The sequence below is a fragment of the Sphingopyxis sp. JAI108 genome (assembly GCF_013410105.1).
In the GTDB taxonomy this organism is placed as follows: Bacteria; Pseudomonadota; Alphaproteobacteria; order Sphingomonadales; family Sphingomonadaceae; genus Sphingopyxis; species Sphingopyxis chilensis.
The window spans coordinates 28,065-50,893 of record NZ_JACCCJ010000001.1 but is presented as its reverse complement, the minus strand read 5'-3'; the positions used below and the strand labels follow the sequence as shown (position 1 = coordinate 50,893).

Below are 22,829 nucleotides of genomic sequence, written 5' to 3'. Positions count from 1 at the left end.
CTCTCCCGAAGGGGATAGCCCACCCCCCTGACGGATCATGTCAGGAGGCGTCGTCCCAGCCGTTGCGCCGCCACCAGTCGGCCATCAGCACCGCGCGCCGCCGCCCGAACCCCTCGTCGCCGATCCGCGCCGCGGCGATGCGGTCGATGCGAAAGCTGCGGTAATCCTGCCGCAGCAGGCACCAGGCCGCGATGATCTGCTTCTCCTCATAATAGGCGAGCGCCGCGGGCCAGATCGCGCGGGCCGTCGCCTTGCCGCGCTCGTCGGCATAGTCGATGTGCAGCACCTTCTCCGCGCGCATCGCATCGCGCACCGTCGCGAGCAGGGGCGCATCGCTCTCGCGCCACTGGCTGTTCACCGGCCACAGCCCCGCCTCGTCGATCCGCTGCTTGAGTTCGTCGGGGCTCGCCGCCGCGATCTTGGCGAGCGCCAGCCCCGCGGCGCGCGACAGCGATCCGTCCTGCCGCCCCTCGACCCAGCGCGCGCCGAGCACGAGCGCCTCCAGCTCGTCGGCGGTGAACATCAGCGGCGGCAGGAAAAATCCGGGGCGCAGCACATAGCCGACCCCCGCCGCCCCCTCGATCGGCGCGCCCAGGGCGATCAGCGCCTGGATGTCGCGATAGAGGGTGCGCACCGACACGCCCTGCTCCTCGGCCAGCACCTCCGCCGTCACCGGCCGCCGCCGCCGGCGCAGCCCGTCGATGATCGCGAACAACCGTCCCGTCTTGTCCATCAGCGCCGCCGATAGCTCCAGCTACGCGGCTTCGACCCGTCGATCGCCGAGATCGTCGCGGTCAGCGTGTCGCCGCTCCGAACATAGGCGATGCGCTGCGGATAATCATGCGCGGCGTTCTCGAAGGTCGCGCTTGTACCCTCCTGCCGCACCAGCCGGAACACGACCGGCGCCCCGCCCTGCGGCATCGCGATATAGGCGAGCGCGCCGTCGTCGCCCCGCGCGATGCGCAGAAATTCGAACTCGCGCAATGCCTCGTCGCGCCCCGAGCGGCTGTGCCCCAGCATCACCCCGCCGCGCGCGGGCGCCCAGCTTTCCTCGGTCCAGCGCCCGTCGGCCTCGCTCGCCCAGTCACCCGCGAGCCAGCCGAGATCGTCGACCGTCGCCGCCGGGCTCGCCGCCACCAGCAGGACCGATAGAACCGCCGCCATGATCCGCATAAATCTCTCCCTCGCCGCTCATTACCATCGCACCATCCCCATCATCAATGGACAGCGCATCCCCCGCCCCCTATAACCCCTCCATCCCCGGGGAGCCGCGTCTGCAAGGGCCGGTTGAGAGCGGAATAGACCGCGACCCGTTGAACCTGATCCGGCTAATACCGGCGGAGGGAGGGTTGGCGTTCCTAAGCCGGAATCCCATTCTCGCTCCGATAAAAATGGAGCGACTGCACATGGCCGACATCGATTCCCGCCTCGACAAGAGCGCCGCAACCCCCATCGGAGTGACGACCGGCCCGATCCGCGGCAGCCGCAAGATCCACGTCGCGACCCAGACCGGCAGCGGCATCCGCGTCGCGATGCGCGAGATCGACCTCGACCCGCATTCGGGCGAGCCCCCCGTTCGCGTCTACGACACCAGCGGCCCCTACACCGACGCAAACGCCACCATCGACATCAACGCCGGCCTCCCCGAAATCCGCAGCCAGTGGATCCGCGGCCGCGGCGACGTCGAAGAAGTCACCCAGCGCGAGGTGAAGCCCGAGGACAACGGCCAGCTCGGCCCCGACCGCAGCGGTGGCGTCCCCGCCTTCCCCAACGTCCGCCGCCAGGTCCTCCGCGCCAAGCCGGGTCAGAACGTCAGCCAGATGCACTATGCCCGCCGCGGCATCATCACCCCCGAGATGGAATATGTCGCCGAGCGCGAAAATCTCGGCCGCGCGCGCCTGTCCGAATATAAGCGCGACGGCGAAAGCTTCGGCGCCAGCATCCCCGATTATGTCACCCCCGAATTCGTCCGCGACGAGGTTGCGCGCGGCCGCGCGATCATCCCCAGCAACATCAACCACCCCGAATCCGAACCGATGGCGATCGGCCGCAACTTCCTCGTCAAGATCAACGCCAATATCGGCAACAGCGCGGTCGCCAGCGACGTCGCGGCCGAGGTCGACAAGATGGTCTGGTCGATCCGCTGGGGCGCCGACACCGTCATGGACCTGTCGACCGGGCGCAACATCCACGACACGCGCGAATGGATCATCCGCAACTCGCCCGTCCCGATCGGCACCGTCCCCATCTATCAGGCGCTCGAAAAGGTCGGCGGCGTCGCCGAGGATCTGACGTGGGAAATCTTTGCCGACACGCTGATCGAACAGGCCGAGCAGGGCGTCGACTATTTCACCATCCACGCCGGCGTCCGCCTGCCCTACGTCCCGCTCGCGGCCAAGCGCATGACCGGCATCGTGTCGCGCGGCGGCAGCATCATGGCGAAATGGTGCCTCGCGCATCACAAGGAAAGCTTCCTCTACGAACGCTTCGACGAGATTACCGAGATCATGAAGGCCTATGACGTCGCCTACAGCCTCGGCGACGGCCTGCGCCCCGGCAGCATCTATGACGCGAACGACGAGGCGCAGTTCGCCGAGCTCTACACGCTGGGCGAGCTCACCAAGCGCGCCTGGGCGCAGGATGTGCAGGTGATGATCGAGGGCCCGGGCCACGTCCCGATGCACAAGATCAAGGAGAATATGGAAAAGCAGCTCGAAGCGTGCGGCGAGGCGCCCTTCTACACGCTCGGGCCGCTCACCACCGACATCGCGCCGGGCTACGACCATATCACCAGCGGCATCGGCGCCGCGCAGATCGGCTGGTACGGCACCGCGATGCTTTGCTACGTCACGCCCAAGGAGCATCTGGGCCTGCCCGACCGCGACGATGTGAAGGTCGGCGTCGTGACCTACAAGCTCGCCGCCCACGCCGCCGACCTCGCCAAGGGCCACCCCGCCGCGCAGGTCCGCGACGACGCGCTATCGAAAGCGCGCTTCGAATTCCGCTGGCGCGACCAGTTCAACCTGTCGCTCGACCCCGACACGGCGGAGCAGTACCACGACCAGACGCTCCCGGCAGAGGGCGCCAAGTCGGCGCATTTCTGCAGCATGTGCGGCCCGAAATTCTGCTCGATGAAGATCAGCCAGGAAGTGCGGGAATTTGCGGCGAAGCAAAACCAGCCCGCCGAGAATTTCATCGCGGCCGAGGAAGCCGAGAAGGGCATGGCCCAGATGAGCGAGCTGTTTAAGGAAACGGGGAGCGAGCTTTATATGGGCGCAGGTGGCCGGGAGCATGATTAGGGCGAGGAAGCGCTCCAATCACCGCTCAAGCAAAACTGGGGTGAGGAAAATGAATCTTCTGAATTTATTTAGACAATAAAATCATAACTCTAAACCAACCACACAGAAGATTCAGAGCGACGTGATCAAATAAGCCTAGAAACGGCCGCGCAAAAATCCTACTTTGTTCTCATTGAGCAACGAAGGGGTAGGGTCATGCCTAAAGCGGAGACGGCCAGCGAAGCGGCAAAACGTTCAAGAATCAGCCAAGCAGACTTCCCAAATATCAGCTTAGAAGAAGCACTTCGCATCGCGCGTGGTCTCTGGGACAACTACGCGGGTAAGGGCGCTGCGCCGCACAACGTAGCAATGGCGCTAGATCTCAGTCCGACAAGTGGCGGATGGCGTAACCTTTGTGGCGCCTCTATTGCGTATGGCCTTACCGAAGGCGGCTATAACGCTAGCGAGATACTTCTTACAGACTTAGGACGTCGCATAGTGGCGCCTACTTCCGAAGGAGATGACCTAGTCGCCTTGCAGGAAGCAGCATTAAAACCTCGTCTTCTTGGGGATTTTTATCGCAATTACGATCGAGCAAAATTTCCCCGTGACGACATTGCCGGGAATGTACTGGTTAGCAAAGGCCTCCCCAAAGATCGGATTGATGGCCTCGTCGCCCTTTTAAAGCGCAACGGCGATTTCGTCGGTTTCATCAAACAGACTAAGACGGGTCCATTTGTTTCGCTCGACGCCCCTTCTCCTAGCCAAGCCAAGCTCCGATCAGGCGAAACCGATTTGCAGGTCGATGACGAAGAGTACGGAGAGCGCCAAGACGAGAACCGGGATGAGCGAGCACCTGCGCCGCAATCCGACATCGTGACAATAAGCCCAGCTCCTAACAGCAGGGTTTTTATCACTCACGGCAAAAACCAAGGCATCTTGGACCAAATCAAAGAAGTCGTCGAGCTTGGTGGATTTGAACCTATTATATCGACACGAACAGAAACCACCGCGAAACCGATACCCGATAAAGTAATGGACGACATGCGCAGCTGCAGCGCGGCCGTCATACACGTTGGATCTGAAGGCGTCCTTACTGACGACGAAGGAAAAAAACACCCTCAAATTAATTCTAATGTCCTAATTGAGATAGGCGCGGCAATGGCACTCTATAAGGGTCGCTTTATCCTTGTGGTTGAGGATGGTGTAACTTTGCCGTCCAATCTGCAGGGGCTATATGAATCTCGATACTCAGGAAGTTCAATTGAATTTCAAGCAGGGATGAAGATTTTGAAAGCCCTTAGAGGACTCAAAGCTCAATAGAGACTGGACTTATATTAATAAGAACCCGCCTAACTGGAGATAAAAATGGGTACGAGGCTTACGATATTTGCCGGAGCAGGGGCCTCGAAGGCAGTTAACTCAAATGAGTTTCCAACTACCGTGGAGTTTTTTGAACGCCTCCCCGCTGAAATTCAAAATGATAGCTTCTTTCAATTTGCCATATCTTTTATCCGAGAAACCGAGAATCCCGACCAAATTGATATCGAGATGGTCCTATGGATACTAGAAAACCTTAGAAACGACTGCGTCAGGGTACAGTCAAAAGGTTCGATAACGGGACGCTTCTTTAGAAGCTCACTGATAAACGAAATTATTCCTCGCAAAAATATTGGTGCATTTTTTGATCTAAATTCTGGCGCAAGGTCTAGGCTGGACAGTTTGATTTCAAGTATAAACGAGGTCGTATACGACCTCTATGGATATGAACCAAGCGAGGAAGAATTAAAAGACAACTGGTTGGAACTACTACATCACGCCGAGGGCGCGGGAGAGAGCCTTGAAATATTCACAACGAATTATGATGCCGCAATCGAAACTGCGTTGGACATACGGCTAGGACCAGACACCGCAAAGGAATGGCGGGGGGTTAGCGGTCGCATCCGGCAAAAATTGAACCTGAAGGAATGGGCAGAAATTGGTGCTCGACATTCGACTTTAACGAAGCTTCACGGCTCACTCGACTGGAGGAGAGCCGGCAAAGAGATACATGTTGGAGATTCGAACTTCACGGGAAATCACAAAAATCATGCGATAATATATCCCGGATTTAAAGGACAGAGCGACAACGAGTTTTTTTCAATATTTCATAATTATCTCGCAAAATCCATAGCCGAAAGCTCTGCGATTATATTTATTGGTTTTGCATTTAGAGATGAACATATTAACTCCATAATACGTGAAAACGTTACATCTTCGACAGATGTTTATATTATTAATCCCAACCCTACGAACTTTCCGAGCCAGCGCGGGCGGGTCAAGCTAATACAATCTGGTTTCAACAAGTCAGCGATATCCTCAATCAAGTTTTGAAACTTCAGGATTGGCGCAACGGCCAGTCGGCCTCACCCCCACACCATGCTACACTCCCGACATGCGCGCCCGAAACCCCCTCTACGTCATGGCCAAGCCGCCGCCCGAGGTGCAGGCGGCAATCGCCGCGCTGCCGCGCAACGATCCCGGGCGCGGGCCCGACCTGCTTCATGTCACGCTCATCTCGCTCTACGACCTGCATTATGCGCCGCCCGAGTGGCTGCCCGCGACCATCGCCGCGCTCGACGGCTTCGCCGCGGCCCCCTTCCCGCTCCGCTTCGACCGGATCGAGAACCGCAAGGCGGTGACGCTGCGCACGCGCGAACCGCTGGCCGAGGCGCGGGCGTTTCAGAAGGCGCTGGTGAACCATCTGCTGCGCGAAAAGGCGCCGATCATGGACGGCACCACGCCCGAACCGCACATCACGATCAACTATCGCGGCGACCGGCTGGGTTCGCAGACGTTCGGCGCGCTGAAACTGCCGCCGATCGAATGGACGGTGCGGGAAATCTTGCTGATGGAAAGCGTTGTCGGCAAGACCACGCATGTCGAGCACGGCCGCTGGGCGCTGACGCCGCCCGGCGACTGAGCGCGGCGCCCCGACGAGAGAGGAGAGCAGACATGGCGACGATCACGATCGGCAAACCCGCGGACAAGGCGCGGCTGCTCCACACGCTGGTGCTCGGCTTTTCGGCCGACCCGGTGGCGCGCTGGGCCTCGCCCGACGCCGCGACCTATATGAGCCGCCGTCACGAATTCTTCGGCGCCTTCGGCGGCGCGGCGTTCGCGCATGGAACGGCGTTCGTCGCCGACGACGGCGCCGCGGTCGCGACCTGGCTCCCGCCCGGCGTCGCGCCCGACGGCGAGGTCATGGCCGCGATCATGGATGAACAGACGCCGCCGCACCGCAAGGCCGAACTCGACGCGTTCGTCGAACAGATGGACCGCTTTCACCCCCAGGAGCCGGTCTGGTATCTGCCGCTGATCGCCGCTGATCCGGCGTATCGCGGCCGCGGGCTCGGCACCGCGCTGATGGAGGCGGCGATCGCGGTCATCGACGCCGACGGCCGCGCCGCTTATCTGGAAAGCTCGAACCCGCGCAACATCCCGCTCTACCGCCGCTTCGGTTTCGAAATTACCGGCGAGATCCGCACCGAAAGCTCGCCGGTGCTGACCCCGATGCTCCGGCCGGGGCGGGGGTGAGGCGCGCGGCGCGATCCTATTTCGCACGTCGCCGCGCCGAAATCGCTGTCCTACATTATCCGTTCGTGGTTCATCCTGCCCGATGAAGCAGGAAAAAATCCCCCCTCGCCCCGCCGCGCCGCACGACGATGCCGCGCCGGCCCCTTCCCACGCCCCCGCGGGCTTCGCCCCGGTGGCGCTGCGCGCGCGCCACGACGGCTGGACGCCCGAGCGGCAGGTCGGCTTTATCGAGGCGCTCGCCGAAACTGCCTGCGTCGTGCAGGCGGCCGCCGCGGTCGGCGTCTCGGCCACCGCCGCCTATAACCTCCGCCGCCGGCCCGAGGCGCAGGCGTTCCGCCTCGCGTGGGACGCGGCGCTCGACATGGGGGTGCGGCGGCTCGCCGACGCCGCGCTGTCGCGCGCGGTCCACGGCGTGTCGCGCCCCGTCTTCTATCGGGGCGAACAGATCGGCGAGCGGCGCTATTATGACGAGCGGCTGACCCAGTTCATCCTCCGCCGCCGCGATCCCGTGCGCTTCGGCGACTGGCGCGACGGGCGCGAGGCGGTGCAGCATTTCGACGGCCCCGCGCTGATCCTCGCGCGGCTGCTCAGCCTGGCCGAGGACGCCGCCTATATGGGCGAGGATCGCGGCACCCCCGCGCCGCCCGATCCCGCGCTGCTCGCCGCCGCGCTCGGCATCGACCCGCGCGTCCTCCGCCCCGAAGACGCGGACGAGGATGACGATTATTGAGCGACGGGTATCATTTTACCGGAGGGGAATGACAAGTTTGACAACTTCCACCCGCCTCGACACGTCGCCGGGTCCCGGATAGGCTGACCTCCCTTGCCTTCATGGGAGAGTGATGATGCGTGGACAGGCCTGGTTGATTGCGAGCGCGATGCTGGCGCTAACGGGGTGCGGCAAGGCAGAGGCGCCCGCAACGCCCGAAAGTGCGGCGCCCGAAAAGTCGGTGCTCGCCGACGGCCCCGCCGCCGAGATCGACGAGATTGCCGAGGCCGACCTGCCGCAGGGGGTGCGCGATGCCGTGCTCGCCCGCGTGCCCGGCATGAAAATTGCCGAGGCCGAGCGCAAGGAACGGGGCGGCAGGATCTTCTATGATGTCGAGGGGACGCGCCCCGACGGCAGCCCCGTCGAGCTCGACCTGATCGAGGAAGCGGGCGCCTACACGGTGGTCGAGATGCAGCGCGACATCGCCTGGGCCGCCGCCCCCGCCGAGGTGCGCGCGGTGGCCGCCGCCGCGACCGATGCCTTCATCCCCGCGCGCGTCATCGAAAGCACGCAGAACGACGGCATGATCGTCTATGAACTCTTCGCGCCGGGCAAGGCCGACGAGCCCGCCGCCGAGGTGAACTGGCAGGACGGCAAGGCGGTGCTGCGCACGACGCGCAACGCATATTGAGGCAAGATACGCCGATGACCGACATGCCCACCGGCGCCGACGCCAATGGTCCTGAAAAGGGCGCGACCTTCTATCACGGCACGCGCGCCGACCTCGCCGCCGGCGACCTGCTCGCCGCCGGCTGGAACAGCAATTACGGCACCGAAAAGCCGCTGTCGTGGATCTATTTTTCCGCCGCGCTCGAATCCGCAATCTGGGGCTGCGAGCTCGCGGCAGGTGCGGGGCGCGAGCGCATCTATATCGTAGAGCCCACCGGCGACTGGTTCGACGACCCCAACCTCACCGATCAGAAATTCCCCGGCAACCCGACGCGCAGCTACCGCAGCCGCGCCCCCTTGCGCATCGTCGGCGAGGTCGAAAGCTGGACCCCGCACGCGCCCGAGGTGCTCGCGGCGATGAAGGACGGCCTCGCGAAGCTGAAGGCCGAGGGGAAAGATGGGATCATCGACTGACCGCCCGTAGAAAGGAGAAACGCCGATGCCCTCCCCCATCCGCAGCCTTGCCCCCACCCTCGCCCCCGCCGCGCTGCTCGCTGCGCTGATCGCCCCCCTGCTCGCCCTCGCGCCCGCCGCCACGGCCGCATCTCCGGCCGCTCCCGCGCCGCTCCAGCAGCTCCGTATCTACGAAATCCCGCGCGCCAACGAACGTGTGTTCCACGACCGCTTCCGCGATCATGCGCTGCGCATCATGGCGCGCCACGGCTTTGCCGTCCGCTCGATCTGGCGCAGCGAGCAAGAGGGCAAGGTCGAGTTCGTCTATCTGATCGACTGGCCCGACGCCGCCACGATGAAAGCGGCCTGGGCCGCCTTCATGGCCGATCCCGAATGGGCCGCGATCAAGAAGGAAACCGGCGCGCGCCACGGCCGCTTCGTCGACGCGATTTCGGACCGCACGCTCGAACCCCTGCCCTGGTCGCCCGACCGCGCGGGCGCGGGCGGCTGACGGCCCGCCGACGGAACCGGGAGGCGTCTTCGCGGGTCTATGATGCAGAGGGGCCATAAAGCATGCCCCGCCCGCTTGGCCCGGCACGCGACCAGATGGAGTGATGCCGATGAACAAGTTCATGATCCTGCCCCTCGCCGCCGCGACCGCGACGCTCGGCGCCTGCGCCTCGACCGGCGGTTATGGCGGCGGCTATGACGACGGCGGCTACGGCTATTATGATCGCAGCACTTACGACCAGTACGGCCGCTACGATTATGACCGGCCCGACCCGCGCTATGACGGCTATTATGCCGACAATTATTACCGCAACGACCGCCGTTACCGCGAACGCCGCCTGTCGAACAACGACCGCGTCTATCGCGGCCGCGACGGCAAATATTATTGCCGCCGCAACGACGGCTCGACCGGCCTGATCGTCGGCGGCGTCGTCGGCGGCATCGCGGGCAACGTCATTGCGCCGGGCGATTCGAAGACGCTCGGCACCGTGCTGGGCGCGGTCGGCGGCGCGGTCGCCGGGCGCGCGATCGAACGCAGCGGCAACGACGACGTGCGCTGCCGCTAACGGGCGCGACGCCACGGTGGCTTGCGGAGGTTCACCGGTGTCATTAGTCTGTGCCCGATAATATCGGGAGAGCCCAAATGATCACCGCCGCCACGCTGGCCGCCGCGCTGTTGCTGACGCAGGGTGCCGCGCAGGCGGCACCCGACCCGCGGCGCCCGGCGCCGACATTCGACAGCATCCCGCCCGCGTTGCCTGCGCTGGACCGCCCCGCCGTGCTGATCGTCAGCAAGACGAACGGCTACCGCCATGACAGCATCGCCGAAGCGGTGCCCGCGATCGAATCGATGGTGGAGGCGCGCGGCTGGAGCAGCTTCGCGACCGAAAATGCCGCGGTGTTCAATCCGCGGGACCTCGCCAAATTCGATGTCATCGTCTTCGCCAATGCCAGCGGCGATATCTATACCCCGGACCAACGCGCCGCGTTTCAGGCGTGGGTCGCCAACGGCGGCGGCTTCGTCGGCCTCCACAGCGCGGGCGACGGCAGCCATCCCGACTGGTTCGTGAAGATGCGCGGCAACGGTAACTTCACCGGCCATCCCGGCGGCGGCGACCAGTTCCAGCCCGCCGATCTCATCGTCGCCGACCATAACCATCCCGCGACGCACCACTTGCCCGCCCGCTGGCGCTGGACCGACGAATATTACAGCTGGGACGCCCCGCCCGCCGCCGACGCGCATATCCTCGCCTCGCTCGACGAGACCGGGATGCGGCTGACGCCCAAGCTCGAGATGGGCCACCACGCCCTTATCTGGTGGCGCTGCGAAGGCCGCGCGCGCATCTTCTACTCGGCGCTCGGCCACAAGGCCGAGGCATGGGCCGACCCCGTGCATCTGAAGGTCGTCGACGGCGCAATCGCCTGGGCAGCGCGCAAGGAGGGGACGGGCTGCGACTAGCCCTTTTTTGGGCGAGCGGGCTTTTCCAGGTTCGCCGCGACTGCGGCGCGGACCAGCGCCTTGAACGCCGCCGCGTCGACGTCGTCACCCTCGAACAGATCGATCGCGCGCCGCGTGTTGCCATCGAGACTCGAATTGAACAGGCTTGCTGGGTCAGCAAGCACCGCGCCCTTGGTAAAGGTCAGCTTGACCTTGTCCTTATATGTCTCGCCCGTACACAGGATTCCGGCATGTTCCCACACCGGCACGCCCGCCGGGTTCGACGGCTTCTGCCACTTCACGGTCTCTTCGACATCCGGGTCGGCGGCGTGGATCAGCGCGCGCAGCTTCGCCAGCATCTCGCCGCGCCAGTCGCCGAGCCCGGCTATCTTCGCATCGATCAGATCCGTCGCCATCGTCTCCCTCACATCTTCTCGCCGGGCAGCGCCGCGGCCTGTTTCACCCAGTCGACGAATGCCGCCTCGTCGACCTGATCGTCTTCATGGATATGAAAATAGCGCGTGTCGCCGCTTTTCGATGCGACCGGCGGCACGGGATCGAGCGACTGACCGCGAAAGAAAGCGACCTTGATATAGCGGTCGAAGCAATGGATGCTCATGAACCAGTGCGTCGGCTCCTCGCCCTGCCCCGGCGGGCCATAGAAGGGCGAATTCCATTTGACGGCTTTCGCGACCCCCGGGACCGTCTTCTCGATCAGCTTGTCGAGCCGCGCCCAGGCGGCCGACTTCCACCCCGGCATCGCGGCAATATAGGCCTGCACCGGCGCGTCGCCATAGCCTTTGGCGATCTGGGGATTGCCGCCGGACAGCAGCACGACCTTCTTTTCGCTCATCAAATCCTCGCGTCAGCGTTCGTCGCGATAGAAGGGCCGGTCGCCCGCGATCGTCACCCGTTCCATCCGCCGCACCGCGGGAAAATAATCCGACGCGGCATAATGCTGCGCGGCGCGATTGTCCCAGAAGGCGACCGAACCCGCACGCCAGCGGAAACGGCACTGGATTTCGGGCACCGCCGCCTGCGCATAAAGATGCGCGAGCAGCCACTCGCTTTCCTTCGCCGACACACCTTCGATATGGCTGGTGAAGGCGGTGTTGACGTACAGCGCCTGTTCGCCCGTCTCGGGGTGCGTTCGCACCAGCGGATGAAGCTGCGGCGGATATTGCTCGTGCAATTCGTGGGCGCTCTTCCCCAGCCTTTTGGCGAAGACGCGCGCGATATCGTGCACCGCGCTCAGCGAGCGGCACCAGTCCTGCATCGCGGGCGACAGGCCGCGGAACGCCGCCGCCATGTCGGCGAACAGCGTGTCGCCGCCGACCTCGGGCACCTCAATCGCGCGCAGGATCGACCCCAGCGACGGTTCTGCGCGCCAGGTGACGTCCGAATGCCAGAAATTCTCCCGCCCGCGCGACTCGGGCCCGTGCGCGATATGCAGCACTTCGGGGTTCGACTGCTCCTTCGGCGTCGCGGGATGGATTTCGAGCGGCCCAAAGCGCCGCGCAAAGACGATATGCTGTTCGGGCGTGATGAACTGGTCGCGAAAGAAGATCACCTTGTACGCGAGCAGCGCCGCGCGGATTTCGGCGATCGTCGCATCATCCTGTTCGTCGGCGAGATCGATCCCGGAAATCTCGGCACCGATCGATGGCGTCAGGGGCGCGACCTTCACGCGCTCGAACACCCGCTGCGCTGCAACAAGGGTCATGGCTTCCGCTCCTGCTGTTTTGTTGTCGGAGCATGAGAGAGCCCTGGCGGCGGCGAGTCAAGCCGCGGTGCGACTAGCGGCGATCTCCGCGGTCGCCGCCCGTTCGATCGCCGGGCGCCAGTGCGGCCGCGCCGGCAGCAGGAAGATTTCGCCCAGAACGCGTTCGATCTCGTCTGCACCCAGATAGCGGCGGTCGAGACGCCCATCGGCAAGCCGCGTCGTCAGGCGGTTGTCGCGCAGGCCATAACGCGCCTCGGCGGTCGTACGCGCCGCGATCAGCTGGTGACGGAAATGCGAATCCGGATGCGCCGAGGTGTACCAGTTGCCGATTTCATAATCGATCGCGGGCGGCACCACATTCTCGATCCGGTAGAGCGTCCGCCATTCCTCCTCGATCAACGCAGCGACCTGCCATTCGGCGCCATGCCGCACGACGCGATAGCTTTCGTGTCGCGTCGGCTGGGGGTCTTCGCTGTCCATCGCCAGCGGCTGCGGCGGCACCGCCGCGCCGAAGCCGGCATCGACGAGCCACGACCTGCCCTCGATCGTCACCCGCACGACCATATGCGTGCGCGGCGTCGGCGGCGCATCGTCGGGGAGCATCCAGCGCACGCGCCCAATCAACCCTTCGGCAGCGAATCCGATCGCCTGCAAGACGCGAAGGAAAAGCCCGTTCTGCTCGAAGCAATATCCGCCGCGCCGCTGGCCGATCAGCTTCGCATCGATCGCGTCGGCGCCGATATCGACCCCCGCACCGGTCAGCGCGTCGATCGCCTCGAACGGGATCGCGGCGATATGGGCGGCTTGCAGCGCAGCGAGCACCTCCCATGTCGGCGCCACGGCGCCGCTATAGCCGATGCGCGCAAAGTAGCGCGGGAGGAACCCGGCGGCGGCGGCGAAGGACGCTTCGCCGGAATCGGTGGGGGCAGCGGGATAGTGCAACATGCAATAATGCTCCGTTCGCAAATCAACTGCCCGCCTTATGAAAGCTCAACCACAGTTGAGATCAAGCCCGAATCTTCGCCCGGCAACCAACACCCCGCAAAGATCGTGCTGTCCGCAACTTGGCCCTTGCGGGCGCGCCTATGCCGGCGCACATCATGTCGGGATATTGGCTGCGGCACGTTCGGAGGACTTTATGCGGGGCGCAACGGCAATATTGTTGGCTATCGTCATGGCGCCGCCCGCCATCGCCGCCGAAGCGCCCGTGGGCACCGGTGCCGATCTCGCCAGTTTTGCCGATGCCTTCGACGCCGCGCAGATCGCGCAGGATCGCGCCGCGCTCGAGCGCATGGTCGCCGACGACCTCGTCTTCATCGACGGGAGCGGTAAACGCTATGGCAAGGCTTTCTTCATCGACGGCTGGACCGGGCCCGACGATGATTATGATCCGGTGATGTTGAAGGACAGGATCGTCCTGCCGCTCGGCGAGGATGCGGGCCTTGCAAGCGCCGAGACAATCCTGTCGGGCCGTTCGGCAGGCAAGCCCTTCCGCGTCCGTATCCGCTTCACTGACATATTCCGGCGTCACGGCGATAGCTGGCAGGTAGCCTATATCCACGTCACCCGGATGACGATCGAACAGGAATAGCGGGAACGATTCGACTCTCCGCACACATGAGAACATAATAGGAACATTGATCTGATTCGGAGGGATCGCCATGTCGCCAATGTTCCGCTATTTCCTGGGCTTTCAGCTTGCCCCCGACCGCGCCGGTTGGCTCGCTCGCCAACTGCCGCCGGTTTCGGGCGATCTCTTCGCAGGACTGAAACCGCAATATTATCACCTCACGCTCTGCACGATCGATGAAACGTCGGTTCCCAATCCCTTCCTGCGCCAACACGTCGCCAGGGCATTCGAAGCCGGCTTGCCCGCAGCCAGTTCCATACCCTTTGGCCGGATCATCAGCAGGGGGGCGGGCGCCGAGCTCGTCACGGTCGGAAGCGTTGCCGCTGTTCGCCAGCTTTATGACGAGCTCGTCGCGTTGCTCGCGCCGCACGGGATCGCACCCTGGTATCGCCGGTCGGGACTCCGCCCGCATGTCACGCTCGGCTATGGCAAGCATCTGTTCGACCCGGTACGGGTCGCGTGGAACTGGACCCCGCGCGAACTAGTCTTGATCGAAAGCCATATCGGTCACAGCCGTCACCGCGTCCTCCAGCGCTGGCGACTGCCTGCATCTGCGCAGGGCGCGTTCGACTTCATGGACGACGCGCTACCGCCGCTGCTGCGCCATGCGGCTTAGCCTTCGAGGCTATGTTCGAGCGTTATCTCGCAGTCGAGCAGCTTCGACACCGGACAGTTCTTCTCGGCCTCTTCGGCGATCTTCGCGAATTCGTCGGCATCGATTCCCGGCACCTTGCCGGTCAGCGTCAGCGCCGACTTGGTGATCGTGAAGCCACCGTCCTGCTGCTCGAGCGTCACCGCGGCGCTCGTCTCGAGGGAGTCGCCCGAATAACCCGCGCGCGCGAGCCCGAATGACAGCGCCATGGTGAAGCAGGCGGCGTGCGCCGCCGCGATCAGCTCCTCGGGATTGGTTCCCGGCTGGCCCTCAAAGCGCGTGCCGAAACCATAGGGCTGCGCATTCAGGACGCCCGACTTCGTCGTGATCGATCCCTTGCCCTCCTTGCCGAAACCTTCGTAGCGGGCGGATGCGCGATTGACGGTCATGCTCATATCTCCTTCGAGGGGGCGAGTCGGAAACGGCGCCGAAGACTCGGAGTCCTCAGGCGGCAAGCAGCTTACGCCGCGTAGCAAAACGCTTCCACGCCTTTTCATGGAAGAAGAATGCGACCGCATTGATGCACGGCTCGATGATCGCGATCCCGCCCGCCAGCGCGACCGATCCGGTCAACACATAAGCGACGCTGAATCCGATGGTCAGATGGATCGAGAGATAGGTGAAGGTCTTGATCAGGTCGGTCGGCATGGCCAGTCTCCAGCAGCGGCGAACTCTTTCAAATTAAGAATGGTTCGCAACAAGTGCCAGAGAGTGCTTTCGCTCAGTCTTATCGGTTTTCCCGCGATACTCCCGCGCGATCGAGTTCGGGCCCGAGCCGCCCGCCAAACCACATCGCCCACATCTTGAAGTCCGCGGCGAGGCTCCACAGTGGATAGGTGAAGGTCGCCGGCCGGTTTTTCTCGACCGCAAAATGCGCGACCCAGGCAAAGAAATAGCCGGCGACCGGCAGCGCCACGAGCCAGCCCCAGCGCCCACTCAGCACCGCCGCTATCCCGATCAGCATAACCAGACTGGTCCCGACATAATGCAGCGCACGCGTCGATGCCTTGCTGTGCTCGCGCAGGTAGAAGGGCCAGAATTCGGCGAAACTCTTGTAAAGCCGCGGCATGATGATGAAAGATGCTGCGACCGGCGCGCCCCGTCAAGCTGCCAATCGTATGCCAGCCGCCCCACGTGGGTTTTGGGGCAGGAAGCAGCCAGCGGCGGTTCCCGGCGGTTTCTGCCTATCGCGCGCAAAAGAAAAGGGCCGCGAATCGCTTCGCGGCCCCATCTATTTTTGCCTGACGACTCTGATCAGAAATCAGAAGACGCGGGCATATTGTTCGTTGCCGACGAAGCCGAGCTTGCCGACGCCGCTACGCTTGATCACCGCCATAACGTTGTCGACGACGATATAGCGCGCATAGGGATCGGGCTGGACCTGCAGCTCGGGTTCGACCGGCAGCGCCTTGGTCTGTTCCAGATACTGCGCCAGCTGAGCGAGATCGACCGGCGTCCCGTTCCAGGTGATCGTCCCGGCGGGATCGATCATTACCTTGTTCTTTTCGGGGTCGACATTGCTCTGGCTGTCGGTCGGGACCGGCAGGTCGATCTTCACCGCGTGGGTCTGGACCGGGATGGTGATGATGAACATGATGAGGAGCACGAGCATGACGTCGATAAGCGGCGTCGTGTTCATGTCCATCATCGGTTCGTTTTCGTCCCGATCTCCAACTGCCATGGACATGCGATTATTCCTTCGTTCCTAAACGGAAGACCGCCCTTAAAGGCGACCCACCGTGCCCGAGCCAGGAGCCGGTTCGGAAATGAACCCGATCTTCTGGAAGCCGGCATATTGCATCGTATAGATCACGCCGCCGATGCACTGGTACGGCGTATTCACGTCGCCGCGGATATGCACTTCGGGGAAGTTCTCTTCGGTGATGTTCTGCGGCCCGCCGATATCTTCGAGCAGCTTTTCAAGCTTCTGCTGTCCGCGCTCGAGCAGTTGCCGCGAATCGACCGGGGTCTGGCCCCAGTAAACTTCGCACGCGCTGCTGTCCGCATTAGGCTCGCCATCACCGTCGGTATCGGCCGAACGGATCGACAGCAGCACATTTTCAGGCTTTGTCGTCGTCGGCTCGAAGACCACGTCGGGCAGCTTGAGGTTCACCGTCTCCAGCACCACGGGAACCGTGATGAGGAAGATGATGAGCAACACAAGCATGATGTCCACGAGCGGGGTCGTGTTGATTTCGGACATCGGGGCGTCTTCGCCGCCCTTGTCGCCTACACTCATCGCCATAGGATTAGCATCCTGTCACAAAATTACTGTCATGGACCCTTGGGTGGTCGCGCCACCGGCGCTGCGCCCGGTCCAGCGGACCCGGCCTTCGCCGCATAGCGAAGGCCGGGATCCAGGAACCAATCAGGCCTTCTTCGGCGCTGCGGCCGGAGCGGTCGCCTTCGCCGGAGCGAGCGACGCCGGCTTCACCTGGCCGTTCGACATGATCGAGCCGAGCACGTCGTTCGAGAAGGTCGACAGGCGACGGGCGATCGACTTGTTGCGGCTCTGCAGCCAGTTGAACGCGAGCACCGCGGGAACCGCCACGATCAGACCGATAGCGGTCATGATCAGCGCTTCACCGACCGGACCGGCGACGGTGTCGATCGAGGCCTGACCCGACGCACCGATCTTCACAAGGGCGCGAAGAATACCGATAACGGTACCGAACAGACCGACGAACGGCGCGGTCGAACCGACGGTCGCGAGGAAGGCGAGGCCCGAATTCAGCTTCGAGTTGATGTGGTTCTGCGAACGCTCGAGCGTGCCGTGCATCCAGTCGTGGGCTTCGACGGGGTCGGTCAGCTTGTTATGCTCTTCGTTGGCGCGCAGGCCGTCTTCGACGACCTGGCGATAGGCGCTGTTCTTTTCAAGCTTCGACGCGCCGTCGGCGAGCGTCGGCGCGCGCCAGAAGTTGGCGTCAACCGCCTTGCCCTGGTTGATCACCTTATTTTGTTCGAAGAGCTTGGTGAACAGGATGTAAAGCGTGCCGATGAACATGATGAGCAGGACGAGGAAGGTGACCTGCGAGACGATACCGCCTTCGCAGAGCGCGGGAACGAGACCGTAGGGGTTCGTGCCTTCTTCCTTCACGCACATCGATGCGGGCATCAGGCTCATGCCTGCGTCGTGAGCGGCAGCCGGCGCCGCAGCGGCGGCATTTGCGATCAGATTAAACATATAGGAAATTCCCTCTCAAAATATTCAAAATCGAAAACAGGTGGTCCGGCGCCGATCAGCGCGGAATCTGCCAACGGATACGATTGCTGTAAGTGCCGCCCGTCGGATTACCCGCACGGTCCTTGCCCGGATTGAACCGGCCGCGGCGCTGGATAAGCTTGCAGGTTTCGGCATCGAGGTCGGCGTGGCCGCTCGACGACGTGACGTCGCAAGAGGTCACGCGGCCCTCGGCATTATAGGTCACGCGGAAACCCGTCGTGCCTTCGCGTTCTTCACGCATGGCACGCGCCGGATAGTCGTCGTTCGTCGCCCAACGTCCCGGGTTGCCACGCGGCGTACCGGCTTGACTGAGGTCGGGCGTCGGAGGCGGAGCCGGCGGAGCCGGCGGCGTGAAGACGGGCGGCGGCGGCGTCGGCGGCGCTTTCGGCACCGACTGGACCGTGTTGGTCGTCACCGGCGGCGGAATCGGAGACGGCGGCGTCACAACCGGCGGCGGCGGCGGCAGCTTGTTGTCCGGCGGCGGCGGCGGCGGGGGCTCCTCCGGCGGCGGCGGCTCTTCGACGTCCACCACATCCAATTTTTCGGCGATCTTCTTGACGATACTGATATTCAGGCCGTTCACCAGGCCATAGCCCAGAACTGCCGTAAACAGACCAACCAAGACAATCGCCACTACCCTGTTTTTAGGGTCGACATTATCACCATAAGCCATTCAGGGACGACGCTCCTTGCTAGATCATCCTGACACCAATTCCCAACCCTCGGGACGGTTGCCAAATGCCCGGATGATTTCCGATGCGTTTCCACAGACCCGACGGCGCTGCATCCGGCTTATTATGTTTTCGCCGGACGCTTCGCGGCCCGTCCTATCGCGGTGGCGGCACATTCGCAAACCCTTTATCAGGGGTTAATGTGCCTTGTCCCATGATGGGGATTCAGGCGCCGATACCGGTGTCACAGATGATGGAAAGTAGATCGATCATGCGCCTCCCTCACCCGGCCGCTATCGCCGGCATATTGACCTTGAGCTTTGGAATCCCAAGCGTTTCTGCAATGCAGGCGCCGGCCACCGCCGCGACGGCAGGCCCTTACACCTATGCCGATATCGCCGACCTGGCGACCGAGGCGCCGATTGCGTTGCACGCGCGTATCCGCGAGGCGACGGTCCTGAAACCCGAGCGCGCGCCCGGAGTCGCGGCGGGTCATGTCCGAATCTACGTCGAAGCCGACGTCGTCAGCCTGATTCGCGGTAGGGGCCCGCTCGCCGCGCGAATCTCCTATCTCGTCGACCTGCCAGTCGATGCGAAGGGCAAGCCGCCGAAGCTGAAGAAGAAACAGCCCGTCCTGCTCTTTGCCCGCCCCGTCGCGGGCGCAAGCGCAGGGACGAACAACACGGGAAGCGTCCGCCTGATCGCCCCCGACGCGCAGCTCCCGTGGGACCCGGCGACCGAGGCGCAATTACGCGCGATCCTCACCGAGCTGGTCAAGCCGGGCGCGCCGCCGGCGATCACCGGCATCGCCAACGGCTTTCACGTCCCGGGCACGCTTCCCGGCGAAGGCGAGACGCAATTGTTCCTGAACACCGAAACCGGCGACCCCGTGTCGCTCACCGTGCTGACCGCTGCCGACGGGTCACGGCGCTGGGCGGCGGCGTTCGGCGAGATCGTCGATGGATCGGCGGCGGTGCCCGCGCGCGATACGCTCGCCTGGTACCGCCTCGCCTGCGGCTTGCCGCGCCAGCTCCCGCTGAACAAGCTCGCGGGGACCCCGCCCGAGGATCGGCGCAAGGCGGCATCGGACTATGGCGTCATCCTCGGCGCGCTCGGCGAATGCACGCGGACGCGCAAGCCGCCGGTAGATTGATCGATTATCTCCGCCTGACGTCGTAAGCGGCACCGGCTCGCTCCCTCCCGCCCTCCCAACGATAGCAACCTGGGGAGGCCGGGAGCAGGCGGTGCCGTATGTTTCCGCGTCGTGGAAACAGAAAAGCTTCCTTGTTTCGGCGGGAAAAGCCGATAGGGCGCTCGCGATGACGGGGCGAGGCTCCGCGCTTTTATGGAGTTCCCGCATGTCGCCCTATTCCGCCCCGACCGCTCCCCGCCCGCCGCTCCGCGTCGCGCTCGCGGGAATCGGCGTCGTCGGCGGCGGCGTCGTGCGGTTGCTCGAGGCGAACCGCGAACTGATCGCCCGGCGCGCGGGCCGCCCGATCGAAATCGTCGCGGTGTCGGCACGCGACCGCCACAAGGACCGCGGCGTCGACCTGTCCCCCTATCGCTGGGAAGACGACATGGACGCGATCGTCGCGGCCGACGATGTCGATGTCGTCGTCGAGATGATCGGCGGCGCCGACGGATCGGCGCTGACCCTTGCGCGCCACGCGCTCGGCGCGGGCAAGGCGCTCGTCACCGCGAACAAGGCGATGATCGCGCATCACGGGCTCGACTTGGCGAAGCTCGCCGAGGCGAAGGACACGCCGCTGAAATATGAAGCTGCGGTCGCGGGCGGCATCCCGGTGATCAAGGCGATCCGCGAAGGTGCGTCGGCGAACGAAATCGCGCGCGTCTATGGCATCCTCAACGGTACCTGCAATTATATCCTGACGCAGATGGAGCGGAACGGCGCGAGCTTCGCCGACGCGCTCGCTGCTGCGCAGGCCGAGGGTTACGCCGAAGCCGATCCGAGCTTCGACGTCGACGGCATCGACGCCGCGCATAAATTGTCGATCCTCGCCGCGCTCTGCTTCGGCACCCGGCTCGACATCGGCGCGGTGACCGCCGACGGGATTCGCGGGCTGATCGCCGCCGACATCCGCGAGGCCGAGGCACTCGGCCACCGCGTCCGCCTGATCGGCATGGCCGAGCGCGATAGCGCCGAAAACGGGGGCGGCCTCTACCAGCATGTCCAGCCGTGCCTTGTCCCCGCCGACCACCCGCTCGCTTATGTCCCCGGCGCATTGAACGCTGTCGTCGCCGAGGGCAATTTTGTCGGCCGCCTGTTCTTCGAGGGCGCGGGCGCGGGCGCGGGGCCGACCGCCTCCGCGATCGTCGCCGACATCATCGACATCGCGCGCGACGAATATGGACCCGCCTTCGCGATGCCCGTCGACTCGCTCGACGCCGCGCCCGCCGCCGATGCCGGCGCGCGCGTCGGAAAACATTATGTCCGCCTGATCGTCGAGGACCGCATCGGCGTTCTCGCCGAAATCGCCGCAGCGATGCGCGATGCGGGCGTGTCGATCGAAAGCCTGATCCAGCGCGGCAGCGAGGACGGCGAGGGCGTCGTCATCGTGCTCGTGACGCACGAAGGCCCCGCGCGCGCAATCCACGCGGCGCTCGGCGTGCTCGGCGCGTCGGACCATGTCGTCGGCGCGCCGATGCACATGCCGATCCTCGCGCTTTAAGGTTCCTCTTCCGCCGGCGGCGGATTGCCCGTTTCGGGATCGGTCGCGCGCTTCGCCATTTCATAGAGCGCATTATATTCAGGGCCCGGCGGATAGCCGCCGCCGATCGAGATCCAGTTATAGGGCAGCTTGTCGAGGCTCATCGCGCGCGCCTCGGCGCGCGGCAGCTTGGGCGGCGCCTCGCGGCCGACGCCCGCGATCGCGCGCAGTTCGGGCGTCAGGCGGTGGCGTTCGGTGTCCGTACCGCACACATTGATCGACCCGTCTTCGGCGGGTTTACAGCGCCGGATCGGATCGACCATCTCCTTCGCCCGGGCCGCGGCGGTTTCGGCGTCGCGCGCCGTCGGGGGCGCGGGCGGCCCCTGCACCTGCGCGGCCGCAGGGACCATCGCGGTTATCGCGCCGGTCATCGCGATGACACAGCTCATGGCGAAAGCGGCACCGAATCGGGCGAAGCGTTCTCGACAAGTGGCGCGGGCGACCATATGGCGCCCACCATGCCGACCGGGCGGAACAAGTAAAGACGGAGAGTGGCGGACATGACGAATAGCAGCAACCTCGACCGGGTGCTCGTGCTCGAGATGGTGCGCGTCACCGAAGCCGCGGCGATCGCCGCCGCGAAGCTGATCGGCCGCGGCGACGAGAAGGCCGCCGACGCCGCAGCGGTCGAGGCGATGCGGACCGCGTTCAACACCCTTTACATGGACGGCACGATCGTCATCGGCGAAGGCGAACGCGACGAGGCACCGATGCTCTATATCGGCGAAAAGGTCGGCAATGCGCCGGGCAAGGGCCCGAAGATTGACATCGCGGTCGACCCGCTCGAAGGCACGACGATCACGGCGAAGGCCGGCCCGAACGCGCTCGCGGTGCTCGCGATCGCCGAGGAAGGCTGTCTGCTCAACGCCCCTGACGTCTATATGGACAAGCTCGCGGTCGGCGCGGGCTATTCGCCGGACATCGTCAATTTCGACAACAGCGTGCGCGAGAATGTCGAGGCGGTAGCGCGCGAAAAGGGCTGCAAGCCCGAACAGATCATCGTCTGCGTGCTCGACCGCCCGCGCCACGAGGCGATCATCGCCGAACTGCGCGCGATCGGCTGCGGCGTCGCGCTGATCCCCGACGGCGACGTTGCGGGCGTGATCGCGACGACCAACCCTGAAACCAACATCGACATTTACATGGGATCGGGCGGCGCGCCCGAGGGCGTTCTCGCCGCGGCGGCGCTGCGCTGCGTCGGCGGCCAGTTCAAGGGCCGCCTCCTCTTCCGCAACGACGACGAGCGGCGGCGCGCCAAGAAATGGGGCATCGAGGATCTCGACCGCGTCTATGACCTCGAAGACCTCGCCAGCGGCGACGTGATCTTTGCCGCGACCGGCGTCACCGACGGCTCGCTGCTGCGCGGCGTCAAGCGGCGCCGCGACGGCGTGATGACCACCGAAACGGTCGTGATGCGCGCCTCGTCGGGCACGGTACGCTGGGTCAAGGGCGAGCATCGCGCGCATTGAATATGGGTCGGGGCTGAAAGCGAGCGTTAGCCGTCGCACACCCTCCTACTTTCGTCATCCCCGCGAAAAGCGGGGACCCAGGGCGTGCGTAGGCTGATC

The 22,829-nt window shown here is 64.2% G+C and carries 30 protein-coding genes and 1 riboswitch; of the genes, 16 read left to right on the top strand and 14 right to left on the bottom strand.

The features are described 5' to 3' along the window. Nucleotides 1–40: 40 nt before the first annotated feature. On the bottom strand, nt 41–733 hold the full coding sequence (locus tag HDC29_RS00275; protein WP_179493481.1) for a YafY family protein: 693 nt from the start codon (nt 731–733) through the stop codon (nt 41–43). Then, a complete protein-coding gene (locus HDC29_RS00270; protein WP_179493480.1) occupies nt 733–1,173 on the bottom strand; it encodes a DUF6265 family protein in 441 nt (146 codons plus the stop codon). Before HDC29_RS00270 ends, HDC29_RS00275 begins: the two co-directional genes overlap by 1 nt. A gap of 78 nt (nt 1,174–1,251) precedes the next feature. Then, a riboswitch (TPP riboswitch) is annotated at nt 1,252–1,363 on the top strand. A 43-nt stretch (nt 1,364–1,406) separates the two neighbouring features. Here HDC29_RS00270 and thiC point away from each other — a divergent pair. The 11 genes from thiC to HDC29_RS00215 all read left to right on the top strand — a co-directional run bounded on the left by thiC (nt 1,407) and on the right by HDC29_RS00215 (nt 10,654). Further along, nucleotides 1,407–3,299: a phosphomethylpyrimidine synthase ThiC gene (gene thiC, locus HDC29_RS00265; RefSeq protein WP_218844265.1), complete on the top strand. Its 1,893-nt coding sequence runs from the start codon at nt 1,407–1,409 to the stop codon at nt 3,297–3,299. 195 nt (nt 3,300–3,494) lie between these two features. Then, a complete protein-coding gene (locus tag HDC29_RS00260; RefSeq protein ID WP_179493479.1) occupies nt 3,495–4,601 on the top strand; it encodes a TIR domain-containing protein in 1,107 nt (368 codons plus the stop codon). A gap of 45 nt (nt 4,602–4,646) precedes the next feature. After that, nucleotides 4,647–5,651 carry an SIR2 family protein gene (locus HDC29_RS00255; protein WP_179493478.1) on the top strand — a complete coding sequence of 335 codons (1,005 nt, stop codon included), beginning with the start codon at nt 4,647–4,649 and terminating at the stop codon, nt 5,649–5,651. A 61-nt stretch (nt 5,652–5,712) separates the two neighbouring features. Beyond that, nucleotides 5,713–6,240 (top strand): 2'-5' RNA ligase family protein, encoded by a 528-nt coding sequence (locus HDC29_RS00250; RefSeq protein WP_179493477.1) that lies wholly within the window; start codon nt 5,713–5,715, stop codon nt 6,238–6,240. A gap of 32 nt (nt 6,241–6,272) precedes the next feature. Further along, complete coding sequence (locus tag HDC29_RS00245; protein ID WP_179493476.1) at nt 6,273–6,854, top strand: N-acetyltransferase; 582 nt, start codon at nt 6,273–6,275, stop codon at nt 6,852–6,854. Between the two features lie 82 nt (nt 6,855–6,936). Further along, the gene (locus HDC29_RS00240) at nt 6,937–7,584 is read left to right on the top strand and encodes a hypothetical protein (RefSeq protein ID WP_179493475.1); all 648 of its coding nucleotides are present in this window, start codon (nt 6,937–6,939) and stop codon (nt 7,582–7,584) included. A gap of 112 nt (nt 7,585–7,696) precedes the next feature. After that, the gene (locus HDC29_RS00235; RefSeq protein ID WP_218844264.1) at nt 7,697–8,254 is read left to right on the top strand and encodes a hypothetical protein; all 558 of its coding nucleotides are present in this window, start codon (nt 7,697–7,699) and stop codon (nt 8,252–8,254) included. A gap of 14 nt (nt 8,255–8,268) precedes the next feature. After that, nucleotides 8,269–8,706, top strand: a complete 438-nt coding sequence (arr, locus tag HDC29_RS00230; protein ID WP_179493474.1) for an NAD(+)--rifampin ADP-ribosyltransferase — start codon at nt 8,269–8,271, stop codon at nt 8,704–8,706. 25 nt (nt 8,707–8,731) lie between these two features. Then, nucleotides 8,732–9,196: an NIPSNAP family protein gene (locus HDC29_RS00225; protein ID WP_179493473.1), complete on the top strand. Its 465-nt coding sequence runs from the start codon at nt 8,732–8,734 to the stop codon at nt 9,194–9,196. 109 nt (nt 9,197–9,305) lie between these two features. Then, a complete protein-coding gene (locus tag HDC29_RS00220) occupies nt 9,306–9,761 on the top strand; it encodes a glycine zipper 2TM domain-containing protein (protein ID WP_179493472.1) in 456 nt (151 codons plus the stop codon). A gap of 77 nt (nt 9,762–9,838) precedes the next feature. Further along, nucleotides 9,839–10,654, top strand: a complete 816-nt coding sequence (locus HDC29_RS00215; protein WP_179493471.1) for a ThuA domain-containing protein — start codon at nt 9,839–9,841, stop codon at nt 10,652–10,654. On the opposite strand, the gene HDC29_RS00210 is transcribed toward HDC29_RS00215, so the two are convergent. Genes HDC29_RS00210 through HDC29_RS00195 form a run of 4 tightly spaced genes read right to left on the bottom strand, consistent with a single transcriptional unit; the run spans nt 10,651 to nt 13,301 of the window. Continuing rightward, nucleotides 10,651–11,049 carry a DUF1801 domain-containing protein gene (locus HDC29_RS00210; RefSeq protein ID WP_179493470.1) on the bottom strand — a complete coding sequence of 133 codons (399 nt, stop codon included), beginning with the start codon at nt 11,047–11,049 and terminating at the stop codon, nt 10,651–10,653. The genes HDC29_RS00215 and HDC29_RS00210 overlap by 4 nt on opposite strands. 8 nt (nt 11,050–11,057) lie before the next feature. Then, entirely contained in the window at nt 11,058–11,486 is a 429-nt protein-coding gene (locus HDC29_RS00205) for a DUF1801 domain-containing protein (RefSeq protein WP_179493469.1), read from the bottom strand. A 12-nt stretch (nt 11,487–11,498) separates the two neighbouring features. Beyond that, the gene (locus tag HDC29_RS00200) at nt 11,499–12,356 is read right to left on the bottom strand and encodes a TauD/TfdA family dioxygenase (RefSeq protein WP_179493468.1); all 858 of its coding nucleotides are present in this window, start codon (nt 12,354–12,356) and stop codon (nt 11,499–11,501) included. A gap of 57 nt (nt 12,357–12,413) precedes the next feature. Beyond that, the gene (locus HDC29_RS00195) at nt 12,414–13,301 is read right to left on the bottom strand and encodes an arylamine N-acetyltransferase (protein WP_179493467.1); all 888 of its coding nucleotides are present in this window, start codon (nt 13,299–13,301) and stop codon (nt 12,414–12,416) included. Between the two features lie 229 nt (nt 13,302–13,530). On the opposite strand from HDC29_RS00195, the gene HDC29_RS00190 reads away from it, so the two are divergent. Further along, complete coding sequence (locus HDC29_RS00190; RefSeq protein ID WP_179493466.1) at nt 13,531–13,947, top strand: nuclear transport factor 2 family protein; 417 nt, start codon at nt 13,531–13,533, stop codon at nt 13,945–13,947. A 70-nt stretch (nt 13,948–14,017) separates the two neighbouring features. Then, on the top strand, nt 14,018–14,602 hold the full coding sequence (locus tag HDC29_RS00185) for a 2'-5' RNA ligase family protein (protein WP_179493465.1): 585 nt from the start codon (nt 14,018–14,020) through the stop codon (nt 14,600–14,602). Here HDC29_RS00185 and HDC29_RS00180 read toward each other — a convergent pair. The 7 genes from HDC29_RS00180 to HDC29_RS00150 all read right to left on the bottom strand — a co-directional run bounded on the left by HDC29_RS00180 (nt 14,599) and on the right by HDC29_RS00150 (nt 18,534). Then, a complete protein-coding gene (locus HDC29_RS00180) occupies nt 14,599–15,027 on the bottom strand; it encodes an OsmC family protein (protein ID WP_179493464.1) in 429 nt (142 codons plus the stop codon). The two genes, HDC29_RS00185 and HDC29_RS00180, sit on opposite strands and share 4 nt — an antisense overlap. A gap of 55 nt (nt 15,028–15,082) precedes the next feature. Continuing rightward, the gene (locus HDC29_RS00175) at nt 15,083–15,286 is read right to left on the bottom strand and encodes a DUF2061 domain-containing protein (protein ID WP_179493463.1); all 204 of its coding nucleotides are present in this window, start codon (nt 15,284–15,286) and stop codon (nt 15,083–15,085) included. A 79-nt stretch (nt 15,287–15,365) separates the two neighbouring features. Further along, complete coding sequence (locus tag HDC29_RS00170; RefSeq protein ID WP_179493462.1) at nt 15,366–15,707, bottom strand: DUF962 domain-containing protein; 342 nt, start codon at nt 15,705–15,707, stop codon at nt 15,366–15,368. A 192-nt stretch (nt 15,708–15,899) separates the two neighbouring features. After that, a complete protein-coding gene (locus HDC29_RS00165) occupies nt 15,900–16,325 on the bottom strand; it encodes a biopolymer transporter ExbD (protein ID WP_037555438.1) in 426 nt (141 codons plus the stop codon). Between the two features lie 36 nt (nt 16,326–16,361). After that, the gene (locus HDC29_RS00160) at nt 16,362–16,883 is read right to left on the bottom strand and encodes a biopolymer transporter ExbD (RefSeq protein WP_179493461.1); all 522 of its coding nucleotides are present in this window, start codon (nt 16,881–16,883) and stop codon (nt 16,362–16,364) included. Between the two features lie 123 nt (nt 16,884–17,006). Beyond that, a complete protein-coding gene (locus HDC29_RS00155; protein ID WP_257017963.1) occupies nt 17,007–17,822 on the bottom strand; it encodes a MotA/TolQ/ExbB proton channel family protein in 816 nt (271 codons plus the stop codon). A 55-nt stretch (nt 17,823–17,877) separates the two neighbouring features. Beyond that, nucleotides 17,878–18,534 carry an energy transducer TonB gene (locus tag HDC29_RS00150; RefSeq protein WP_179493460.1) on the bottom strand — a complete coding sequence of 219 codons (657 nt, stop codon included), beginning with the start codon at nt 18,532–18,534 and terminating at the stop codon, nt 17,878–17,880. Nucleotides 18,535–18,875: 341 nt separating this feature from the next. Here HDC29_RS00150 and HDC29_RS00145 point away from each other — a divergent pair, with 341 nt between their 5' ends. Together HDC29_RS00145 and HDC29_RS00140 are read left to right on the top strand one after the other, a co-directional pair. After that, complete coding sequence (locus tag HDC29_RS00145) at nt 18,876–19,685, top strand: hypothetical protein (RefSeq protein ID WP_257017962.1); 810 nt, start codon at nt 18,876–18,878, stop codon at nt 19,683–19,685. A 205-nt stretch (nt 19,686–19,890) separates the two neighbouring features. Then, on the top strand, nt 19,891–21,222 hold the full coding sequence (locus HDC29_RS00140; protein WP_179493458.1) for a homoserine dehydrogenase: 1,332 nt from the start codon (nt 19,891–19,893) through the stop codon (nt 21,220–21,222). On the opposite strand, the gene HDC29_RS00135 is transcribed toward HDC29_RS00140, so the two are convergent. Further along, a complete protein-coding gene (locus HDC29_RS00135) occupies nt 21,219–21,650 on the bottom strand; it encodes a hypothetical protein (RefSeq protein WP_257017961.1) in 432 nt (143 codons plus the stop codon). The two genes, HDC29_RS00140 and HDC29_RS00135, sit on opposite strands and share 4 nt — an antisense overlap. A 111-nt stretch (nt 21,651–21,761) precedes the next feature. On the opposite strand from HDC29_RS00135, the gene glpX reads away from it, so the two are divergent. Further along, nucleotides 21,762–22,730, top strand: coding sequence for a class II fructose-bisphosphatase (gene glpX, locus HDC29_RS00130; protein WP_179493456.1), 969 nt, complete (start codon nt 21,762–21,764; stop codon nt 22,728–22,730). Nucleotides 22,731–22,829 lie beyond the last annotated feature (99 nt).

Coding starts and splice junctions, on each gene's coding strand:
- HDC29_RS00250 (WP_179493477.1), top strand. CDS start 5,713: ATGCGCGCCCGAAACCCCCTCTACGTCATGGCCAAGCCGCCGCCCGAG.
- HDC29_RS00145 (WP_257017962.1), top strand. CDS start 18,876: ATGCAGGCGCCGGCCACCGCCGCGACGGCAGGCCCTTACACCTATGCC.
- HDC29_RS00175 (WP_179493463.1), bottom strand. CDS start 15,286: ATGCCGACCGACCTGATCAAGACCTTCACCTATCTCTCGATCCATCTG.
- HDC29_RS00180 (WP_179493464.1), bottom strand. CDS start 15,027: ATGACCGTCAATCGCGCATCCGCCCGCTACGAAGGTTTCGGCAAGGAG.
- HDC29_RS00240 (WP_179493475.1), top strand. CDS start 6,937: ATGAAGCAGGAAAAAATCCCCCCTCGCCCCGCCGCGCCGCACGACGAT.
- thiC (WP_218844265.1), top strand. CDS start 1,407: ATGGCCGACATCGATTCCCGCCTCGACAAGAGCGCCGCAACCCCCATC.
- HDC29_RS00255 (WP_179493478.1), top strand. CDS start 4,647: ATGGGTACGAGGCTTACGATATTTGCCGGAGCAGGGGCCTCGAAGGCA.
- HDC29_RS00185 (WP_179493465.1), top strand. CDS start 14,018: ATGTCGCCAATGTTCCGCTATTTCCTGGGCTTTCAGCTTGCCCCCGAC.
- HDC29_RS00165 (WP_037555438.1), bottom strand. CDS start 16,325: ATGTCCATGGCAGTTGGAGATCGGGACGAAAACGAACCGATGATGGAC.
- HDC29_RS00170 (WP_179493462.1), bottom strand. CDS start 15,707: ATGCCGCGGCTTTACAAGAGTTTCGCCGAATTCTGGCCCTTCTACCTG.
- HDC29_RS00220 (WP_179493472.1), top strand. CDS start 9,306: ATGAACAAGTTCATGATCCTGCCCCTCGCCGCCGCGACCGCGACGCTC.
- HDC29_RS00155 (WP_257017963.1), bottom strand. CDS start 17,822: ATGTTTAATCTGATCGCAAATGCCGCCGCTGCGGCGCCGGCTGCCGCT.
- HDC29_RS00215 (WP_179493471.1), top strand. CDS start 9,839: ATGATCACCGCCGCCACGCTGGCCGCCGCGCTGTTGCTGACGCAGGGT.
- HDC29_RS00210 (WP_179493470.1), bottom strand. CDS start 11,049: ATGGCGACGGATCTGATCGATGCGAAGATAGCCGGGCTCGGCGACTGG.
- HDC29_RS00270 (WP_179493480.1), bottom strand. CDS start 1,173: ATGCGGATCATGGCGGCGGTTCTATCGGTCCTGCTGGTGGCGGCGAGC.
- HDC29_RS00135 (WP_257017961.1), bottom strand. CDS start 21,650: ATGAGCTGTGTCATCGCGATGACCGGCGCGATAACCGCGATGGTCCCT.
- HDC29_RS00275 (WP_179493481.1), bottom strand. CDS start 733: ATGGACAAGACGGGACGGTTGTTCGCGATCATCGACGGGCTGCGCCGG.
- glpX (WP_179493456.1), top strand. CDS start 21,762: ATGACGAATAGCAGCAACCTCGACCGGGTGCTCGTGCTCGAGATGGTG.
- HDC29_RS00260 (WP_179493479.1), top strand. CDS start 3,495: ATGCCTAAAGCGGAGACGGCCAGCGAAGCGGCAAAACGTTCAAGAATC.
- HDC29_RS00195 (WP_179493467.1), bottom strand. CDS start 13,301: ATGTTGCACTATCCCGCTGCCCCCACCGATTCCGGCGAAGCGTCCTTC.
- HDC29_RS00140 (WP_179493458.1), top strand. CDS start 19,891: ATGTCGCCCTATTCCGCCCCGACCGCTCCCCGCCCGCCGCTCCGCGTC.
- HDC29_RS00205 (WP_179493469.1), bottom strand. CDS start 11,486: ATGAGCGAAAAGAAGGTCGTGCTGCTGTCCGGCGGCAATCCCCAGATC.
- HDC29_RS00225 (WP_179493473.1), top strand. CDS start 8,732: ATGCCCTCCCCCATCCGCAGCCTTGCCCCCACCCTCGCCCCCGCCGCG.
- HDC29_RS00200 (WP_179493468.1), bottom strand. CDS start 12,356: ATGACCCTTGTTGCAGCGCAGCGGGTGTTCGAGCGCGTGAAGGTCGCG.
- HDC29_RS00150 (WP_179493460.1), bottom strand. CDS start 18,534: ATGGCTTATGGTGATAATGTCGACCCTAAAAACAGGGTAGTGGCGATT.
- arr (WP_179493474.1), top strand. CDS start 8,269: ATGACCGACATGCCCACCGGCGCCGACGCCAATGGTCCTGAAAAGGGC.
- HDC29_RS00160 (WP_179493461.1), bottom strand. CDS start 16,883: ATGGCGATGAGTGTAGGCGACAAGGGCGGCGAAGACGCCCCGATGTCC.
- HDC29_RS00245 (WP_179493476.1), top strand. CDS start 6,273: ATGGCGACGATCACGATCGGCAAACCCGCGGACAAGGCGCGGCTGCTC.
- HDC29_RS00235 (WP_218844264.1), top strand. CDS start 7,697: ATGATGCGTGGACAGGCCTGGTTGATTGCGAGCGCGATGCTGGCGCTA.
- HDC29_RS00190 (WP_179493466.1), top strand. CDS start 13,531: ATGGCGCCGCCCGCCATCGCCGCCGAAGCGCCCGTGGGCACCGGTGCC.